Source organism: Blastococcus sp. TF02-09 (assembly GCF_003319105.1).
Classification (GTDB): Bacteria; Actinomycetota; Actinomycetes; order Mycobacteriales; family Geodermatophilaceae; genus Blastococcus.
Genome location: NZ_QOHH01000004.1, coordinates 59,346 through 75,469 on the forward strand (window position 1 = coordinate 59,346; position 16,124 = coordinate 75,469).

General features: G+C 75.2%; 17 protein-coding genes. 8 read left to right on the forward strand and 9 right to left on the reverse strand.

The features are described 5' to 3' along the window. The first annotated feature begins 26 nt into the window (after positions 1-26). The gene (locus tag DQ239_RS07655; RefSeq protein ID WP_113833835.1) at positions 27-440 is read left to right on the forward strand and encodes a thioesterase family protein; all 414 of its coding nucleotides are present in this window, start codon (positions 27-29) and stop codon (positions 438-440) included. 15 nt (positions 441-455) lie between these two features. Here the strand turns inward: DQ239_RS07655 and DQ239_RS07660 are convergent, their stop codons facing one another. The 8 genes from DQ239_RS07660 to DQ239_RS07695 all read right to left on the reverse strand — a co-directional run bounded on the left by DQ239_RS07660 (position 456) and on the right by DQ239_RS07695 (position 8,685). Then, the gene (locus DQ239_RS07660) at positions 456-992 is read right to left on the reverse strand and encodes an MOSC domain-containing protein (protein ID WP_113833836.1); all 537 of its coding nucleotides are present in this window, start codon (positions 990-992) and stop codon (positions 456-458) included. 15 nt (positions 993-1,007) lie between these two features. Further along, on the reverse strand, positions 1,008-1,664 hold the full coding sequence (locus DQ239_RS07665; protein ID WP_113833837.1) for an energy-coupling factor transporter transmembrane component T: 657 nt from the start codon (positions 1,662-1,664) through the stop codon (positions 1,008-1,010). After that, on the reverse strand, positions 1,661-2,395 hold the full coding sequence (locus tag DQ239_RS07670) for an ABC transporter ATP-binding protein (protein WP_113833838.1): 735 nt from the start codon (positions 2,393-2,395) through the stop codon (positions 1,661-1,663). The genes DQ239_RS07665 and DQ239_RS07670 overlap by 4 nt, the downstream gene beginning before the upstream one ends. Then, positions 2,392-2,955 carry a biotin transporter BioY gene (locus DQ239_RS07675; RefSeq protein WP_113833839.1) on the reverse strand — a complete coding sequence of 188 codons (564 nt, stop codon included), beginning with the start codon at positions 2,953-2,955 and terminating at the stop codon, positions 2,392-2,394. Before DQ239_RS07675 ends, DQ239_RS07670 begins: the two co-directional genes overlap by 4 nt. Before the next feature lie 103 nt (positions 2,956-3,058). Further along, the gene (locus DQ239_RS07680) at positions 3,059-4,660 is read right to left on the reverse strand and encodes a glycoside hydrolase family 13 protein (protein WP_199582760.1); all 1,602 of its coding nucleotides are present in this window, start codon (positions 4,658-4,660) and stop codon (positions 3,059-3,061) included. Between the two features lie 49 nt (positions 4,661-4,709). Continuing rightward, positions 4,710-5,141, reverse strand: coding sequence for a globin (locus DQ239_RS07685; RefSeq protein ID WP_113833840.1), 432 nt, complete (start codon positions 5,139-5,141; stop codon positions 4,710-4,712). Beyond that, positions 5,138-6,430 (reverse strand): MFS transporter, encoded by a 1,293-nt coding sequence (locus DQ239_RS07690; protein WP_233488889.1) that lies wholly within the window; start codon positions 6,428-6,430, stop codon positions 5,138-5,140. The genes DQ239_RS07685 and DQ239_RS07690 overlap by 4 nt, the downstream gene beginning before the upstream one ends. A gap of 158 nt (positions 6,431-6,588) precedes the next feature. Beyond that, positions 6,589-8,685, reverse strand: coding sequence for a prolyl oligopeptidase family serine peptidase (locus DQ239_RS07695; RefSeq protein WP_113833841.1), 2,097 nt, complete (start codon positions 8,683-8,685; stop codon positions 6,589-6,591). Positions 8,686-8,904: 219 nt separating this feature from the next. On the opposite strand from DQ239_RS07695, the gene DQ239_RS07700 reads away from it, so the two are divergent. The 4 genes from DQ239_RS07700 (at position 8,905) to DQ239_RS07715 (ending at position 12,405) form a co-directional block, all read left to right on the forward strand. Next, positions 8,905-9,432, forward strand: coding sequence for an HNH endonuclease (locus tag DQ239_RS07700; protein WP_113833842.1), 528 nt, complete (start codon positions 8,905-8,907; stop codon positions 9,430-9,432). 79 nt (positions 9,433-9,511) lie between these two features. Beyond that, positions 9,512-10,375 carry a hypothetical protein gene (locus tag DQ239_RS07705; protein ID WP_113833843.1) on the forward strand — a complete coding sequence of 288 codons (864 nt, stop codon included), beginning with the start codon at positions 9,512-9,514 and terminating at the stop codon, positions 10,373-10,375. Positions 10,376-10,555: 180 nt separating this feature from the next. Further along, on the forward strand, positions 10,556-11,734 hold the full coding sequence (locus tag DQ239_RS07710; RefSeq protein WP_113834031.1) for a hypothetical protein: 1,179 nt from the start codon (positions 10,556-10,558) through the stop codon (positions 11,732-11,734). Between the two features lie 23 nt (positions 11,735-11,757). Beyond that, positions 11,758-12,405 carry a class F sortase gene (locus DQ239_RS07715; RefSeq protein ID WP_233488891.1) on the forward strand — a complete coding sequence of 216 codons (648 nt, stop codon included), beginning with the start codon at positions 11,758-11,760 and terminating at the stop codon, positions 12,403-12,405. A gap of 6 nt (positions 12,406-12,411) precedes the next feature. Here DQ239_RS07715 and DQ239_RS07720 read toward each other — a convergent pair whose 3' ends face one another. Continuing rightward, positions 12,412-13,677 (reverse strand): aminotransferase class V-fold PLP-dependent enzyme, encoded by a 1,266-nt coding sequence (locus tag DQ239_RS07720; protein WP_113833845.1) that lies wholly within the window; start codon positions 13,675-13,677, stop codon positions 12,412-12,414. A gap of 63 nt (positions 13,678-13,740) precedes the next feature. Here DQ239_RS07720 and DQ239_RS07725 point away from each other — a divergent pair, with 63 nt between their 5' ends. The 3 genes from DQ239_RS07725 (at position 13,741) to DQ239_RS07735 (ending at position 16,082) form a co-directional block, all read left to right on the forward strand. After that, positions 13,741-15,177 carry an amidase gene (locus DQ239_RS07725; RefSeq protein ID WP_113833846.1) on the forward strand — a complete coding sequence of 479 codons (1,437 nt, stop codon included), beginning with the start codon at positions 13,741-13,743 and terminating at the stop codon, positions 15,175-15,177. A 28-nt stretch (positions 15,178-15,205) separates the two neighbouring features. Continuing rightward, the gene (locus tag DQ239_RS07730) at positions 15,206-15,562 is read left to right on the forward strand and encodes a hypothetical protein (protein WP_113834032.1); all 357 of its coding nucleotides are present in this window, start codon (positions 15,206-15,208) and stop codon (positions 15,560-15,562) included. Positions 15,563-15,629: 67 nt separating this feature from the next. Then, the gene (locus DQ239_RS07735) at positions 15,630-16,082 is read left to right on the forward strand and encodes a DUF5130 family protein (RefSeq protein WP_113833847.1); all 453 of its coding nucleotides are present in this window, start codon (positions 15,630-15,632) and stop codon (positions 16,080-16,082) included. Positions 16,083-16,124 lie beyond the last annotated feature (42 nt).

Below are 16,124 nucleotides of genomic sequence, written 5' to 3' on the forward strand. Positions count from 1 at the left end.
GCGGCGCCGTACGGCATGGTGGCCGTGTGAGGCACACCGCTGCTGTCCCGATGCGCTGGTCGGACATGGACGCCTACCAGCACATCAACAACGTGGCCTTCCTCGGCTACTTCGAGATGGCCCGCATCAGCCTGTTCCGGGAACAGCCCACGCACGACCTGCGCACCGGGCGCCGGCGCGGCCTCATCGTCGCCGCGCACGAGATCGCCTACAAGCGCCAGGTCGTCTACTCCTCGACGCCCCTGCAGGTGGACGTCTGGATCACCGACGTCCGCGCGGCCACGTTCCTGTGCCGCTACGAGCTGTTCGACCACGGGAACCTCGCGGTCACCGGCAGCACGAAGATCGTGCCGTTCGACTTCGCCATCGAGCGCCCACGCCGGCTCACACCGGAGGAGAAGGAGTTCCTCGCCCGCTGGGCCGACGACGCCGCGAGCTGACCCGGGCCGACCGGCTCAGCCGGTGACGATCCGCGGCACCGGACGGTCGGCACCGCTGGGCGCGCCCCGGCGGGCGGCCTCCTCGTCGTCCACCGGCCGCACCACGGCGCCCGGGGCCACCACGCCACCGCCGAACACGGCCGCGTTGATGCCGCCCCGGTGCACCATCGCCTTCACCAGCTTCAACCCGGTCAGCCGCTCCAGGTGGGTGCACGGCGGGCAGCGCTTCATCCCGAACAGCAGCGCGTCGCCGACCGCGAACCACCGGCCCACCAGCGACGGCAGGTCCACGCCGGTGGTGACCAGGTTGCGCCGGGTGTCCTCGGTCGTGAACGGCGAGCCGACCTCGGCCGCCACCGCCGCGACGTCGTCCCGGTCGATGAGCGTCAGCTGCTTCTCCAGGTCCGGGTACTGGGCCCACGTCCCGCCGCCCAGGGCGTACCGGTCGCCCTCCAGCCCGACGCCGGCCACCAGCCGGGCCGACGGCACGCGCTGCATGGGCGTCGCGGCCGAGGGCGTCGTCCAGATCTCGGCGAGGGTTCCGGCATCCATCAAGGTCCTCCAGGGTCAGGCGGCGGGAGCAGGGGAGCGGCGTCCGCGGGCGGGTGGCACGTCGTCGGCCCCGCGGGCGTCGAGCGCCTCGCCGACGGTGTGCGCCATCTGCAGCAGCTGCACGAGCAGCGGGGCCACCGTCGTCCGGAGCCCGCGGATGCCCCGCGCCGAGCCGCCCCGGGCAGCCTGGGCCTCGCGGATCCGGTCGGCCCGCTCGGCCAGCACCGGGATGAACCGCAGCGCCATGGCGATGACCAGGCCGATCCGGGCCGGACGCACACCGAACAGCCGCAGGGGGGAGCAGAGCCGTTCGATCACGGCCACCATCTCGCTCACCCGCGTCGTCGCCGTCACCACCGCGGCGGCGAGGACCAGCGCCAGCAGCCGGAGCACGGTGACCGCTGCCGTCGGCAGGTCGCTGAACAGGGCGTGGAAGACGAACAGCCCGATCAGCCACCAGAGCACGGTCCGCGCCTGGCGGGCGAGCGCCGCCACGGGCAGCCGCGCGGCGCCGAGGCCGACGACCACCACCGCCACCAGCGCGCCACCGGTCATCGGCAGGGTGGGCACGGCGAACAGGACCACGGCGAGGACGGCGAGCGCCAGGAGCTTGACCCCTGCCGGAACGCGGTGGACGGGGCTGCGCCGCGGCACGTAGAGCGCGAGGGTCATCGCCGCTCCATCAGCGACCGGTAGGCGGCGATCGCCGGGTGCGGGGCGGCGTCCTCGACGACCCGGCCCTCGTCGATGACGAGCACGCGGTCGAAGGACTCCAGCAGCTCGAGCTGGTGGGTCACCACGAGCACCTGCTGCTCCAGCTCGTCGATCACCCGGGCGATCCGCCGGGCGTTGATCAGGTCCAGCAGCGTCGTCGGCTCGTCGAAGACCACCCGCGCCGGACGCATCACGAGCACGCCGGCGATGGCGAGCAGCTGCTTCTGGCCACCGGAGAGCAGGTGGGCGGGATGGTCCGCGTGCCCGGCCAGGCCGTACCGCGCGAGCACCTCGGCCACCCGCTCGGCCCGCTCGGGTGCGGGCACGCCCTGGTTCTCCAGCCCGTAGGCGGCGTCCTCGGCGACCGTGGGGTGGACGATCTGCGCGTCGGGGTCCTGGAAGACGAAGCCCACCCGGCGGCGGACCTCGCGGGCGGCGGTCCGGGTGTCCAGGCCGTCGACCAGCACCTGCCCCTCGGTGGGCACCACCAGGCCGTTGAGCAGCCGGGCGAAGGTGCTCTTGCCGGAGCCGTTGGCGCCGACGATCCCGATCCGGGGCTCGATCAGGTGCAGGTCGAGGCCGGCCAGCACGGGGCGGTCGCCGTAGCGGTGCGAGACCCCGCGCAGCTCGATCCCGCGCGTCGGGTCGGCGACGGCCTCCGGTCGCCTCTCCTGACGGCCGAGCCTCACCGGGCGGCGACCGCCCGCTGGGGTCGCTCGATGATCGGGTAGCTGCGCCGCACCTGGTCGGCGATCGCCGCGGCGATGAACGCCTTGGCGGCGTCGCCGGGCAGGAAGGGCCAGGCCCCGGAGGCCAGCGCCTCGCGGAGGGACAGGTTCGCGACGGCGGCGAGCACCGGCACGCCGATCAGGTAGATGACGACCATGCCGCCGAGGACGTTGAACGCGAAGCCCCACGCCACGTTGTAGCGGGACCAGAACCGCTCGGTGAGCCAGCCGATGACGAACGCGGCGATGGGCCAGCTGAAGAGGTAGCCCGCCGTGGCGCCGGCGAACACCGACAGGCCTCCGGCCCCGCTGGACAGCAGCGGCAGCCCGATCGCGACGAGCACCAGGAACAGCAGCACGGCGAGGAAGCCCCGGCGCGCGCCCAGCACGCTGCCCGCGAGCATCACGCCGAGCGTCTGGGCGGTGACCGGGACCGGCCCGATGTTGATCGCGGGCAGGGTGCCGAGGACGGCGATGATGGCCGCGAACAGGGCGATGTAGGCGAGGTCCCGGGTCTTCATGCTCAGTCTCCTGCGGTGCGCCGGTGGGCAGGCGCCGCCTGGGCGCATTCCGTGCGGCAAGGTACCCGAGCCCCGAGGGGCCGCCGGACCCGGCCGGGGTGGCTCAGGCGACCAGCCACAGAGCGGTGTCCGGGGGCAGCTGCCCGCCGCTGACGTCCCCGCTGGCCAGCAGCACGGTGCCCTCCGGCACGGGCACCGCGGCGCCCGAGAGGTTGACCAGGCACACGAGCCCGCCGTCCCGGCGGAACGCCAGGCATCCGTCGGGTGACGGCAACCAGGCCAGCCCCTCGCCCTCGAAGGCCGGCGAGGAGGCGCGGAGCGCCAGCGCCGCTCGGTACAGCGACTGGATCGAGCCTGGTCGGGACTCCTGTGCCTCCGCCGTCAGCTCCGCCCAGCCCTCCGGCATGGGCAGCCACGTGCCGGTCCCGGTCGTGAAGCCGTACGGCGGCTCGCTGCCCGACCACGGTACGGGGATGCGGCAGGCGTCGCGTCCGCGCTCGGCCCCGCCGGAGCGGAACCAGATGGGGTCCTGCAGCGCCTCGTCGGGGAGGTCGACGTCGGGCATGCCGAGCTCGTCGCCGTTGTAGAGGTAAGCCGCGCCCGGGAGGGCGAGCTGGAGCAGCGCGGCCGCCCGAGCTCGGCGGGTGCCGAGCTCCCCGCCGCCGTAGCGGGTCACGTGCCGCGGCCGGTCGTGGTTGGACAGCACCCAGCACGCCGGCGCGGGCGTGCCGTCGACCGCGGCCAGCGAGTGCACGATCGCGTCGCGCAGGGCGGCCGGCGTCCACTCCGCCGTCAGCAGCTTGAAGTTGAAGGCCAGCTGCAGCTCGTCGGGGCGCAGGTACAGGGCCAGCCGGTCGTCGTCGGACACCCACACCTCGCCCACGGCCATGCGGTCGGGGTACTCGTCGAGCACGGCGCGGATCCGCCGGTGCACGTCGTGGACGCCGTCCTGGTCGAACCGCTCGTCGCCGGGGCCGTGGTCGTCGAGCAGCCCGGTGTCCTCCATCGGCAGCATGTCCGGGAGTCCCGCGGGCTTGGCCATGCCGTGCGCGACGTCGATGCGGAACCCGTCGACGCCCCGGTCCAGCCAGAAGCGCATCGTCGCCTCGAGGTCGGCGACGACCTCCGGATCGGTGAAGTCCAGGTCGGGCTGCTCGGGCGCGAAGATGTGCAGGTACCACTGGCCGTCGGGCACCCGCGTCCACGCCGGGCCGCCGAAGACCGACGGCCAGTTGTTGGGCGGTTCGCTGCCGTCGGGGCCGCGTCCGTCGCGGAACAGGTAGCGCGCCCGCTCGGGGGAGCCGGGGCCTGCGGCCAGAGCCGCCCGGAACCACTCGTGCTGGTGCGAGGTGTGGTTCGGGACCAGGTCGATGGTGACGCGGAGGCCGAGGTCGTGCGCCTCCGCCAGCAGCGCGTCGAACTCGGGCAGGTTCCCGAACAGCGGCTCGACGTCGCGCGGATCGGCGACGTCGTAGCCGTGGTCGGCCATCGGCGAGGGGTAGAACGGCGTGATCCACAGCGCGTCGACGCCGAGGTCGCGCAGGTAGGGCAGCCGTGCGCGCAGGCCGGCCAGGTCGCCCACGCCGTCGCCGTTCCCGTCGGCGAAGCTGCGGATGTACACCTGGTAGAACACCGCGTCCCGCCACCACCCGGGCCCGCTGCGCCGGGTGGAGGGACGTGCTGCGGTGGTCGGCTCGGCGGTCACCGGGCTCCTCGAGGATCAGGTCGGCCGGGGCCGGGACGGGCGGGGAGGACTACGGGGTGAGGTCGCTGCCGGCGTCGGCCGGGAAGCGGTTCTGCATGCTGCGCGCGGCCATCGACAGGTACCCCCACAGCGTGGCGTCCTGCTCGGGCGGCAGCTCGAGGGAGTCGACGGCGTCCCGCATGTGCGCGAGCCAGGCGTCGCGCTCGGCCGGGCCGATGGCGAAGGGCGCGTGCCGCATCCGCAGCCGTGGGTGCCCGCGCTCGTCGGAGTAGGTCGTCGGGCCGCCCCAGTACTGCTCGAGGAACCGGCGCAGGCGCGTCTCGGCGCCCTCCCAGTCGTCCTGCGGGTACAGCGGCGCGAGGACCGGGTCGGTGCGGACGGCGGCGTAGAAGCGGGCCACGAGCCGCTCGAAGGTGGCGTGCCCGCCGACCTCGTCGTAGAAAGCGGTCCGCTCCGACGGCGACCGCCTCGACTCGCTCATGCCGGTGTTGCTCCCTCAGGGTCGATTCCGGCGGAGGCCCCCTGCGTCCGCCGATACGCAAGCAGCGCCGGAGCGACGGCGATCATTCCGACCCCGCCACACAGGGCCAGGACGCCGCTGGGCGCCACGCCCTCCGCGGCGAGCCCGGCGGCCAGCGCCCCCAGCCCCTGCACACCGTAGAGACCGCTGACCGCGACGCCGAACGCGCGCCCGCGGAAGGGTGCCGGCGTCGCCTGCACGAAAGAGATGTTCAGCGGGATGAGCCACGACGAGCCCAGCCCCGACAGGAACAGCAGCGCGAGCAGCGTCGAGAACGACGACCAGCCCGCGCCGGCGAGGGAGACCACCAGCCCGCCGGCCAGCAGCGGTGCCAGGGACGCGAGCACCAGCGGGACGACCAGGCGTTCCCGGCGCCCCGGGGGCACGAGCCGGCCCAGCAGCAGCCCGCCGACGACCACCCCGGCGGGATTGGCCGCCAGCAGCACGCCGACGGCCATGCTGCCCCCACCGAGCTGCGCCGCCAGCGGGACGGCCACGCCCTCCCAGGCGTTGCCGAAGAGAGCGCCAACCCAGAGGACGGCGATGATCGCGAGCATCCGGGGAGCGCGGCCGATGAAGCGCAGCCCCTCGGCGGTGTCCTGCCACAGCGAGCCGGTGGTGGTGCCCGGAGCGGGCCGCCGCTGGAGGCGCGCCGACAGCCACAGCGCCGAGATCGCGAAGGTGGCCGCGTCGATGGCCAGCGCCAGCGAGGGGTCGACGGCGACCAGCGCGCCGCCGACCAGGAACCCGGCCACCTGGGCCAGCTGCAGGGTCACCGTCGTCAGCGAGGTGGCGACGGCGTAGCGGTCCCCGTCGAGCACGTCGGCCATGAGCGCGGACCGGGCCGATTCGAACGGTGGAGCGCACAGCGACACCAGCAGCAGCAGGCCCAGCAGCACGGGCAGGGGCATCCCGGGGATCGCCATCAGCGCGAGCAGCAGGGCGCGGACGGTGTCGGTGGCGACGAGCACGCGGTGGCGGGGCAGCCGGTCGGCGAACGTGGACAGCAGCGGGCCGCCGATGAGCCAGGGGAAGTGGCTGATGGCGAAGGTCAGGGCGGACAGCAGCGGTGACTGCGTGCGCTGGTAGACCAGCACCGTCAGGGCGACGCGGGCCAGCTCGTCGCCGGCCGTCGACAGCAGGAACGTGCCGAACAGCGGCCGGAACTCGCGGACGGCGAAGACCTCGCGGTACGTCGCGGGGCGGGTGAGGCCGGCCGGGTCGGTGTCCTCCGGCGCGGTGGCGTTCACCGGGACCCCGGGCTGCGTCGCGCCGGGCCGGAAGTGGTCGTGCCGAGAGCGTCCATGGGCACCCCGCATTCCCCGGCGCGTGACGCCGAGCGCTCCGCGGCCACTGTTAGTGACCCGTCCATCACCGAGGCAAATACTCTCAGGCGTGAGTGGCGATGTCAGCCAGGGGAGCCGCTCGAATTCTCCTGGAGGACCAGACCGGTGTGCTGCGCGAGGAACGCGAGCTGGTCGGCGGCCAGCCCCACCGTCCGGCTGACCGCCCGCGCCCCGTGCCCGACGGAGACCTCGCGCCGGAGGACGACCGGCGCCTCGGCGCTGGTGGCGTGCTGCAGCGCGGCGGCCAGCTTGCGCCCGTGCAGCGGGTGGACACGCGTGTCGGACTCGAACGTCGTGATGAGCACCGCCGGGTACGCCGTCCCCTCGCGGACCGCGTGGTACGGCGAGTAGCCCAGCAGCCAGCCCAGCTCGGTGGGGTCCTCCGCGGTGCCGTACTCGTCGTTCCAGGTGCGGCCCAGGCCGAAGAGCTCGTACCGCACCATGTCCAGCAGCGGCGCACTGCAGACGACAGCGGCCGCCAGGCCGGGCCGCTGGGTCAGCGTCGCCCCGACCAGCAGCCCGCCGTTGGAGCCCCCGAAGATGCCCAGCTGCCGGTGCGTCGTCCAGCCCTGCGCCACGAGGTGCTCACCAGCGGCGGCGAAGTCGTCGAAGACGTTCTGCTTGCGCTCGCGCATGCCGGCCCGGTGCCACTCCTCGCCGTGCTCGGACCCGCCGCGGAGGTTGGCTACGGCCCAGACGCCACCGGCGGCGACCCAGGACAGCGCCTGCGCGCTGTAGGCCGGGGTAAGGGAGACGTTGAACCCGCCGTACCCGTAGAGCACCGCCGGCCGGGGCCGGTCCGGAGTGCCGGTCGCCGACAGCACGAACAGGTGCACCGGCGTCCCGTCGGCCGAGGTGGCGTGCGTCTCGACGACGGTCAGCTCCGGGACGGCGCCGGCGACGGCGGCCCGCTCCCAGTCCTCCGGTGCCGCCGACGAGGTGGCGTCCCAGCGCAGCACCGAAGGGGGAGTGGCGTAGTCGGTGTAGCCCACCCAGGCCTCGGACCCTCCCTCGGGCCGGGAGACGACGCCGGAGACGCTGCCGGCGCCGGGGGCGGGCACGTCGCCGAGGCGCCCCGAACCGTCCGCGGCCCAGACCGAGAGCCGGTCGGTGGCGTCGACGGCGTGCACGGCCAGCACCTGCAGCTCGCCGTCCGGCCCGTCCACCAGGGTGACGTCGGAGAGCACGGCGCCGTCCTGCTCCGGGACGACGTCCCGCCACGCCTCCGGGGCCCAGGTCGCGGGGTCGGCCGGGTCGGCCACCGCCAGCCGCCAGCGCGGGGCGCCCCGGTCCGACATCAGCCACAGCCGGCCGTCGCGCGCGACCCACGCCGAGGTCTGCGCGTCCACGCCGATCTGCAGCTCGCGCAGGACGCCGTCGCCGGAGAGGTCGGCCAGCCACACGTCGTCGCGGGGCGCGGTGCCCACCGACCGGGAGACGACCAGCCAGCGGCCGTCGCGGCTGGTGTGCACGCCGAAGTAGCTGGCCGGGTCGCTGCCCTCGCCGTGCACGAGGACGTCGTCGTCCGGGTCGGACCCGACGCGGTGCCGCCAGACCCGGCGGTGGAACTGCTCCTCGCCGGCCGGGACCAGGTCGGGCGCGAGCCGGCGGACGTAGAACAGCTCCTCGCCGCCCGGCAGCCAGGCCACGGGGGAGTACCGGCAGCGGTCGACCGGACCGTCGAGCACCTCGCCGGTGGCCACGTCCAGCACGAACAGCCGCGACTCCTCGTCGCCACCGGTGGAGAGCTGGTAGGCCAGCCGGTCGCCCTCGATCGACGGCGACCACGCGTCGAGCGTCGTGGTGCCCGCCGGGTCGAGGGCCATGGGGTCCACGAGCACGCGGACCGTGCCGTCGGCCTCGGTCACCCGCAGGACGCCGTGCTCCTGGCCCGGGTCGCGGCGGGTGGAGAACGCGCGGTCACCCCGCCACACGGGCAGCCCGACCGCGCCGGCGTGCACCAGGTCCTCCAGGCGGGCGGCGAAGGCCGCGCGCTGCGGCAGCCCGCTCAGCACCTCCGTGGCCAACGCGTCCTGAGCCTCGCTCCAGGCGACGGTGCGCGGGTCGTCGGCGTCCTCCAGCCAGCGGTAGGGATCGGCGACGACGTGTCCGTGCAGGTCCTCGACGAGGTCGAGCCACGGGGCCTCGGGGTAGCGCATCGATCCCACGGTAGCGGCGCCCGGGGACGCCCGGCCGGGCCGCCAGGAATTCGGCAGCGCCGATCCGGGATTTGCAGGTCAGAATGGGGCAGCCCGCGGGTCTCGGAGCCACCGGCGGTCCGCGGCGACCGGAGGTGATCCGTGCTGCGCGCCGCGTCCGGGTCGACGGCGGGTCATCCAGGCCCGCGCCGCGACCCCTCCCGTCCATCGGTCCTGCCCGTGCCCTCACCCGGGACGACCAGCGCCACGCTGCTGCTGAACGCCACGTTCGAGCCGCTGTGCGTCGTGTCCAGCCGCCGGGCGATCGTGCTCGTGCTCGCCGACAAGGCCGTGCCGGTCGACTCGGCGGCCGACGTCGTGCACGCCGCCACCGTCAGCCTGGCGGTGCCCGTCGTCGTGCGGCTGACCCGCTACGTGCGGGTGCCCTACCCCTCGTCGGTGCCGCTGTCCCGGCGCGCCGTGTTCACCCGCGACGGGCAGACCTGCGTCTACTGCGGTGGCTCGGCCACCAGCATCGACCACGTCGTACCGCGCAGCCGCGGTGGCACGCACACCTGGGACAACGTCGTCGCCGCGTGCCGCCGGTGCAACCACACCAAGGCCGACCGCTCGCTCGCCGAGCTCGGCTGGGCGCTGCCCCACCCGCCGCGGACGCCGACCGGTGCGGCCTGGCGGCTGCTGGGCCACCGCACCGTCGACCCGCGCTGGCGGGAGTGGCTCGGCATGCCCGAGAGCGTGTCCGCGTGATAGAGGACCCCGTCCTCCTCACCACTCGCAGGCTCGTGGCGAGCCTCGGGACGGGGCCGGACGGCCACCGGAGCGACAGATGACGTCTCCGGGGACCGCTCGGCTGCTGTGGAGCCTGGCGGAGCCGTTCCATGCGCTCACGTACTTCGCCGACGAGGCCGCCGCCGCCTTCGACGCGGCCGGGCTGCGCGGGTTCTGGTCGGGGTACTTCGCCGGCCGTGCGGCACCGCTGGGCGCCGTCGGCCCCGAGGTGGTCACCGCGACGTTCGTCAACTTCGCGCCGGACTTCGTGGCCCGCCGGGTGCCGGCGGTGTGGGAAGCGGTCACCCCGGCGGTGGCGCTCGAGGCCCGGCTGTCCGGGGTGGACGGGGCGATCCGACGGGTGCTCGGCGAAGAGTGGACCACCTCCGAGCACGCCGTCGAGGCGATGCAGCTGGCCGCGACCGCCGCGGCCGCCGTCGACGCGCCCGGCCGCCCGCTCGCCGCCGCCAACACCGCGGTGGTGGTGCCCGGGAAGCCGCACCTGGTGCTGTGGCAGGCGCTGACCACCCTGCGCGAGCACCGTGGGGACGGCCACACCGTCGCGCTGGTGGCCCGGGAGGTGGACGGGATCCAGGCCCACGTCCTGGCCGCCGCGGCCGGCCGGTCCGATCGCGCGTGGCTGCAGAAGGCCCGGGGCTGGGACGACGCCTGCTGGGACGACGCCGAACGGAGCCTGACCGAGCGGGGCTGGCTCGACCGGGGCGCGCTCACCGCGCAGGGCCTGGCCATGGCGACCGCGATCGAGGCCGACACCGACCGGCTGGCCCTCGGGCCCTGGCAGGCGCTCGGGGCGCAGGGCTGCGACCGGCTCGCCGAGCTCCTCCGGCCCGTCCGCCGCGCCGTCGTCGCGGCAGGTCACTGGCCGGCCGGCAACCCGATCGGCGCTCCCGACCCCGACTGAGCCCACCCGGTTGCCTGGCAGATCTGCCGACGCTTCGGTGCCCTGATCGCTGCGGCGTCGGACATGTGTGACGACTCCGGCGTGGCGGCGTGTCGCGGAGCGGGCGAGAAGTGCCCGGACCACTAGCGTCCGACCTCAATCGGCGCCGACGGGGTGCTGCGCTCGGCGAAAGGCATCCTCATGTCCACCAGCACCGGGCTGCGCCGGCGGCCTGCACTGCTCCTGGCGGGCGCTGGCGTCGGCGCCGTCGCCACCCTCGTCGGCACCGCATCGCCGGCGGCCGCGGCCGACGGCGTCGTGGTCTCGCTCGAGCCGACCGAGGTGGCGATCGCCGCCCTCCCCATCGAGAACTTCGGCGGGGACGTGGGCGGGTACTACAGCGGGATGGGCATGTCGGTCAGCGAGGCGACCGCGCTGAGCGACTTCGTGCCGGTGCCGGTGCAGTTCACCGGGACGATCACCGTGGAGCTGCCCGACGGGCTCGACGCCTCCACCGCCACCGCCGACCTCGTCTTCGACGACAATGAGGACGGCATCCCCGAGGCGACCTACTCCTCCCGCTTCGCCTCGGCCAACCCGAAATACCTCGTCAGCACCCCCTCCTCCGACGCCGTCGAGGTCACCCTGCCGGCGGACGACCCGTTCGTCGGCGACGTCGGCACGCTGTCCATCGGTGGGCTCACGTCGTCGCTGGGACCGGCCTTCGGCGACGTCTACGACACCATCGACTACGAGATCGAGTTCGACACCGCGACGCCGCCCGCGCCGCAGACGGTGCACCCCGTGCTGACCGCCACCTCGCAGATCCCGTGCGGCCTCTCCTCCTGGGACAGCTGCCCCCTGCCGACGCCGGCGACCCCCGGCTCCACGGTCACGCTGGTTCTCACCGAGGACTCGATCCTCCGCGAGCTCGGCCTCACCGACCTCTCCGGCGTCCAGGTCGCTCTCGCGCAGCTGGACGAGGACGGGTTCGAGTCCGGGCCCGTCAGCGAGCTGACCGTGGACGTCACGGGCCCGCAGGCGAGCTTCGCGGTGCCGGCGGACGCCGAGCCCGGCTCGTACGGCCTGTACGTGCTGCAGGAGACCCCGACCGGCGGGTTCTCCACCGTCTTCGCCGAGCTGACCGTCGAGGCACCGGCGGCCGCTCCCGTCGCCGCACCGGCTCCGCCCGCCGCTCCGCAGCTCAACCCGGGGCTGCGCTCCAACACCGGCGTGCACCTGCCCGAGGTCGAGGCCGAGGCCGGCACCGGCCCGATGCTCGCCGCCGGCGCGGGCCTGCTGCTCGTGGCGGGTGCCGGCGCGGCCGTCGTCCGCGGTCGTCGTCGCCCCGTGGTCGAGGGCAGCCCGTGCGGGGTCTGACCAGGCCGTCCCGCCGGGTGGCCGTGGGCGCGGGACTCCTCGCGCTCACGATCGCCGGCGGGACGGTGGTCGCGCTCGGCCTGCAAGGCGGGGAGGCGGCAGCGGCCGCACCGACGTCCGCGGCGTCCAGCCCTACCGCCGACGCCGCACCCGAGGAGGCGGCGGTGCCGGCCGAGGACGCGCAGCCCGCGCTGCCCACGGCCGGCCAGGCCCTGCCCACTCCGGCCTCGGACGTGCACGTCGTCGTCCCGGCCCTGGGGATGGACCTGCCCGTGCTGCCCCTGACGCCGCGCAGCGGGGCGATCAACCCGCCCACCCTCACGGCGGCCTACTGGATCGAGCCCTACGGCGACCCGGTCGGCGACGCCGCCGAGGCCGACAACACGCTGTACCTGGCCGCCCACTCCACCAACACCGGGCGGTACGGCTTCGACCCGCTGCTCGACGAGGACGGCGACAGCACGCTGGGCACCGGGGACGTCGTCGAGGTGAGCACCCCCGGCGGCACGGTCGCGTACACCGTCGAGCGCACCCAGCGGTACGACAAGGATGAGCTGCCCGACGCCGCCGAGGTGTGGGAGGCCGTCCCGGGCCGGCTGGTGCTCATCACCTGCACGCAGGAGGACGGCGGCCGGTCGACGGAGAACCTGGTCGTCGTCGCGCGGTCCTGACCGGCCTCAGGTGACGCGGGCGCGCTCCGCGGGATAGGCCTCGTACGAGTGGTCGGCCAGCAACGCGCGGAAACGGTCCATGGCGTCCCAGACGTCGACGAACCGGGTGTACAGCGGTGCCGGGCCCAGCCGCACCCGGTCGGGGGTGCGGAAGTCCGGCACCACGCCCCGGTCGACCAGGGCCTGGGTCAGCTGCCAGGCCTGCGGGTGGGCGAAGGTGACGTGCGAGCCGCGGCGGACCGCCTGCCGCGGGGAGGCCAGCGTCATCCCGGCGGGCACGAGCCACTCGTCGCCGAGCGCGACGACGAGATCGCTCATCGCCCGGCCCTTCGCGGCGAGCGCCCCGATGCCGGCCTCGGCCACGATGCCCGCGCCGACCTCGACCGCGGCCATGCCGATCACCGGCGGCGTCCCCACGCCGAAGCGCTCGATGCCGTCGGCCGGCGCGTAGACCGGACCCATCGCGAACTGGTCGCGCTGCCCGAACCAGCCCTGGATGGGCGAGCGCAGCTCGTCCTGCAGATCCCGGCGCACGTACAGGAACGCCGGCGCCCCCGGCCCGCCGTTGAGGTACTTGTAGGTGCACCCCACGGCCAGGTCCGCGCCGGTGGCGTCCAGCTCCACCTGCACCGCGCCGACCGCGTGGGAGAGGTCCCACAGCAGTAGGGCGCCCGACTCGTGCACCAGCCGGGTCACCTCCGCGACGTCGGCCAGCGCGCCGGAGCGGTAGGCCACCAGCGACAGGACGACGACGGCGACGCGCTCGTCCAGCGCCGCGGCGAGCTCCGCCAGGTCCAGGCCCTCGTCGACGTGCGCGTCGATCTCCCGGACGGTCATGCCCCGGCTCTCGGCCACGCCGGCCACCACGTACCGGTCGGTCGGGAAGTCGTCGGCGGTGCAGACCAGCACGTCGCGCCCCGGGCGGGCGGCGGCCCCCGCGACCATCAGCTTGTAGAGGTTCACCGTGGTCGAGTCGCCGACCAGCACCTGACCCGGGCCGGCTCCCAGCACCCCGGCGCCGAGCTCGTCCCCGAGCCGGGTGGCCGCGCCGATCCACTGCGACCAGGAGCCGACCAGGCCGCGTGCCCACTCCTGCTCGACGACGCGGGTGACCGCCGCGGGGGTGGCCCGCGGCATGCGGCCCAGGGAGTTGCCGTCCAGGTACAGCAGCCGGCCGGGGCCGTCCTCGTCGGCACCGGCGAAGCGGGAGCGGAAACCGGCGAGGGGGTCGGCCGCGTCGAGGGCCTCCGCGGCGGCACGGGAGAGGTCCATGGCTCCTTGTGTACGGGACGGCCGGGCCGGACGTGCGCGGGGGCACGACTAGCGTCCGGTCGTGTGACCCGGCTGCACGACCTGACCGCGCTCGAGCAGGCCGCGGCGGTGCGCTCGGGCGAGGTGAGCCCCACGGAGCTGGTGACGCACTGCCTGCGCCGGATCGAGGCCCTCGACGCCGGTCTCGGCGCGTTCATCACCGTCACCCCCGAGCGCGCCCTGGCCGCTGCCGCGCAGGCCGAGCGCCGGCTGCGCGCCGGGGGCGAGCTGCCCCCGCTCCTGGGGGTGCCGACCGCGATCAAGGACCTCACCAGCACCGCCGGGGTGCGGACGACGTTCGGCTCCCGGGTCACCGCCGACCACGTGCCCACCGTGGACGACGCCGTCGTCACCCGGCTGGCCGCGGCTGGGACCCTCAGCGTGGGCAAGACCAACACCCCGGAGTTCGGCTTCCCCGGGTACACCGACAACGACGTCGTCGGCCCGGCCCGCTGCCCGTGGGATCCCACCCTCCTGGCCGGCGGCTCGAGCGGGGGAGCGGCGGTCGCGGTGGCCGCGGGCCTGGTGCCCGTCGCGCACGGCAGCGACGGCGGCGGCTCGATCCGCATCCCCGCCAGCGTCAACGGGCTGGTGGGCCTCAAGCCCACGCGCGGCCGGGTGAGCAACGCGCCGCTCGGCAGCGAGGTGACCGGCCTGGTCACCCACGGGCCGCTGGCGCGCACCGTGCGGGACGCCGCCGCGGTGCTCGACGCGATGGCCGGCCCGGAGGTGGGTGACCCGTGGTGGGCGCCGCCGCTACCGCCGGGGGAGACCTTCCTGGCGGCCGCCGACCGCCCGCCGGGCCGGCTGCGGATCGCCGTCTTCACCGAGTCGCCGATGCCGGATGCCGTGCTGGAACCGGAGATCGTCACCGCGCTGGACGACGCCGCGGGGCTGCTGGCCGAGCTGGGGCACGACGTCGAGGAGGCGCCGCCCAGCCTGCTCGGTCCCGAGGTGCTCCCGGCCTTCGAGCGGGTGTGGGCGCTGTCCGGGGCCACGCTGCAGGTGCCGGAGGGCCGGGTCGGCGAGCTGCGCCCCCTCACCCGGGAGCTGCGGGCCCGGGGGCTGGCGCTGTCGGCGCGCGACGCCCTGGAGTCCCTCGCCACCCTGCGGGCCGTCTCGCGCCGCTTCCTGCGGGCGACCGCCGGCTTCGACGTGCTGCTGGCCCCGGTGACCACCATGACCGCGCGGCCGATCGGGTGGTTCGACGCCGACGGGGACGGCGCCGCGGACTTCGCGCGCAACGAGCGCTACGCGGCCTTCCCGGCGCTGTCCAACATCACCGGGCAGCCGGCCGTCTCCCTGCCCCTGCACCGGACCGCCGCCGGGCTCCCGGTGGGCAGCATGCTGGTCGGCCGCCCGGCGGACGAGGCCACGCTGATCGCGCTGTCCGCGCAGCTGGAGCAGGCCCGGCCCTGGGCCTCCCGACACCCCGCCGCCTGGGGGAGCGCGGCGGGCTGAGGGCACCGGGTGCCGGTAGGTTGTGGGCGTGACCGCTGCCGAGACCATCCTCGTGTTCGTCGCGGCCCCGCTGGCCGTCGTGCTGCTGCTGGCGCTGCTGACCATCGGACCCGCCGCACGCAACCGGCGCCCCCGCTACAAGCCGGGGCAGCCGTGGACCCACGAGCCGGTCTGGTACGAGCCGCACCCGGAGGCCACCGGCCACGGCAGCGGACACGGCGACGGCGAGACCGCCGCCATCGGCTCCTCGGTCTACGGCGAGCGGCACGGCGCCGACGCGGCCGCCACCCACGCAGTCAGCGGCGGACCGTCGGCCGACGGCGCCTCCGCGGCCCGCGCCCCCCGCCCGGCCGGCCCGCTCGGCGGCGCCCGGGGCACCTGGTGAGCCCGATGCCCGCCGCACGTCCGACGACCCTCGCCGCACCGGCGATCGACCTGGCCGGAGGCCCGCGATGACCCGCGCTCTCGAAGTCGAGTCCCACGACACCGCGACGCACTCGACGCTGCCCGCGCGCACGGACGAGGGGATCGACCAGATCTTCAGCTTCCGCGAGCTGGCCCGCATCGACGAGGCGCTGACCATGTCCTCGCGGGAGACCGGCCTGCGCTTCACCCTGTACGTGGGTGACCTGGGCACCCCGACCCGGGCCCGCGCCGAGGAGCTGCACGCCTACTCCGGCGGGAACACCGCCGAGGCCGTGCTCATCGCCGTCTCGCCCGGCCAGCGCGTCGTCGAGGTGGTCACCGGCTCCGCCGCGGCCCGCCGGCTGCCCGACCGCGCGTGCGCCCTCGCGGTGCTGTCGATGACGACCGCCTTCGCCGGGGGCGACCTCGTCGGCGGCATCGTCAACGGGCTGCGTCAGCTGTCCGACCAGGCCGGCCGCCCGTCCCACCGGCACCACTGAAGCGACGAAGGCCCCGTCTCCCACAGGGGGACGGGGCCTTCG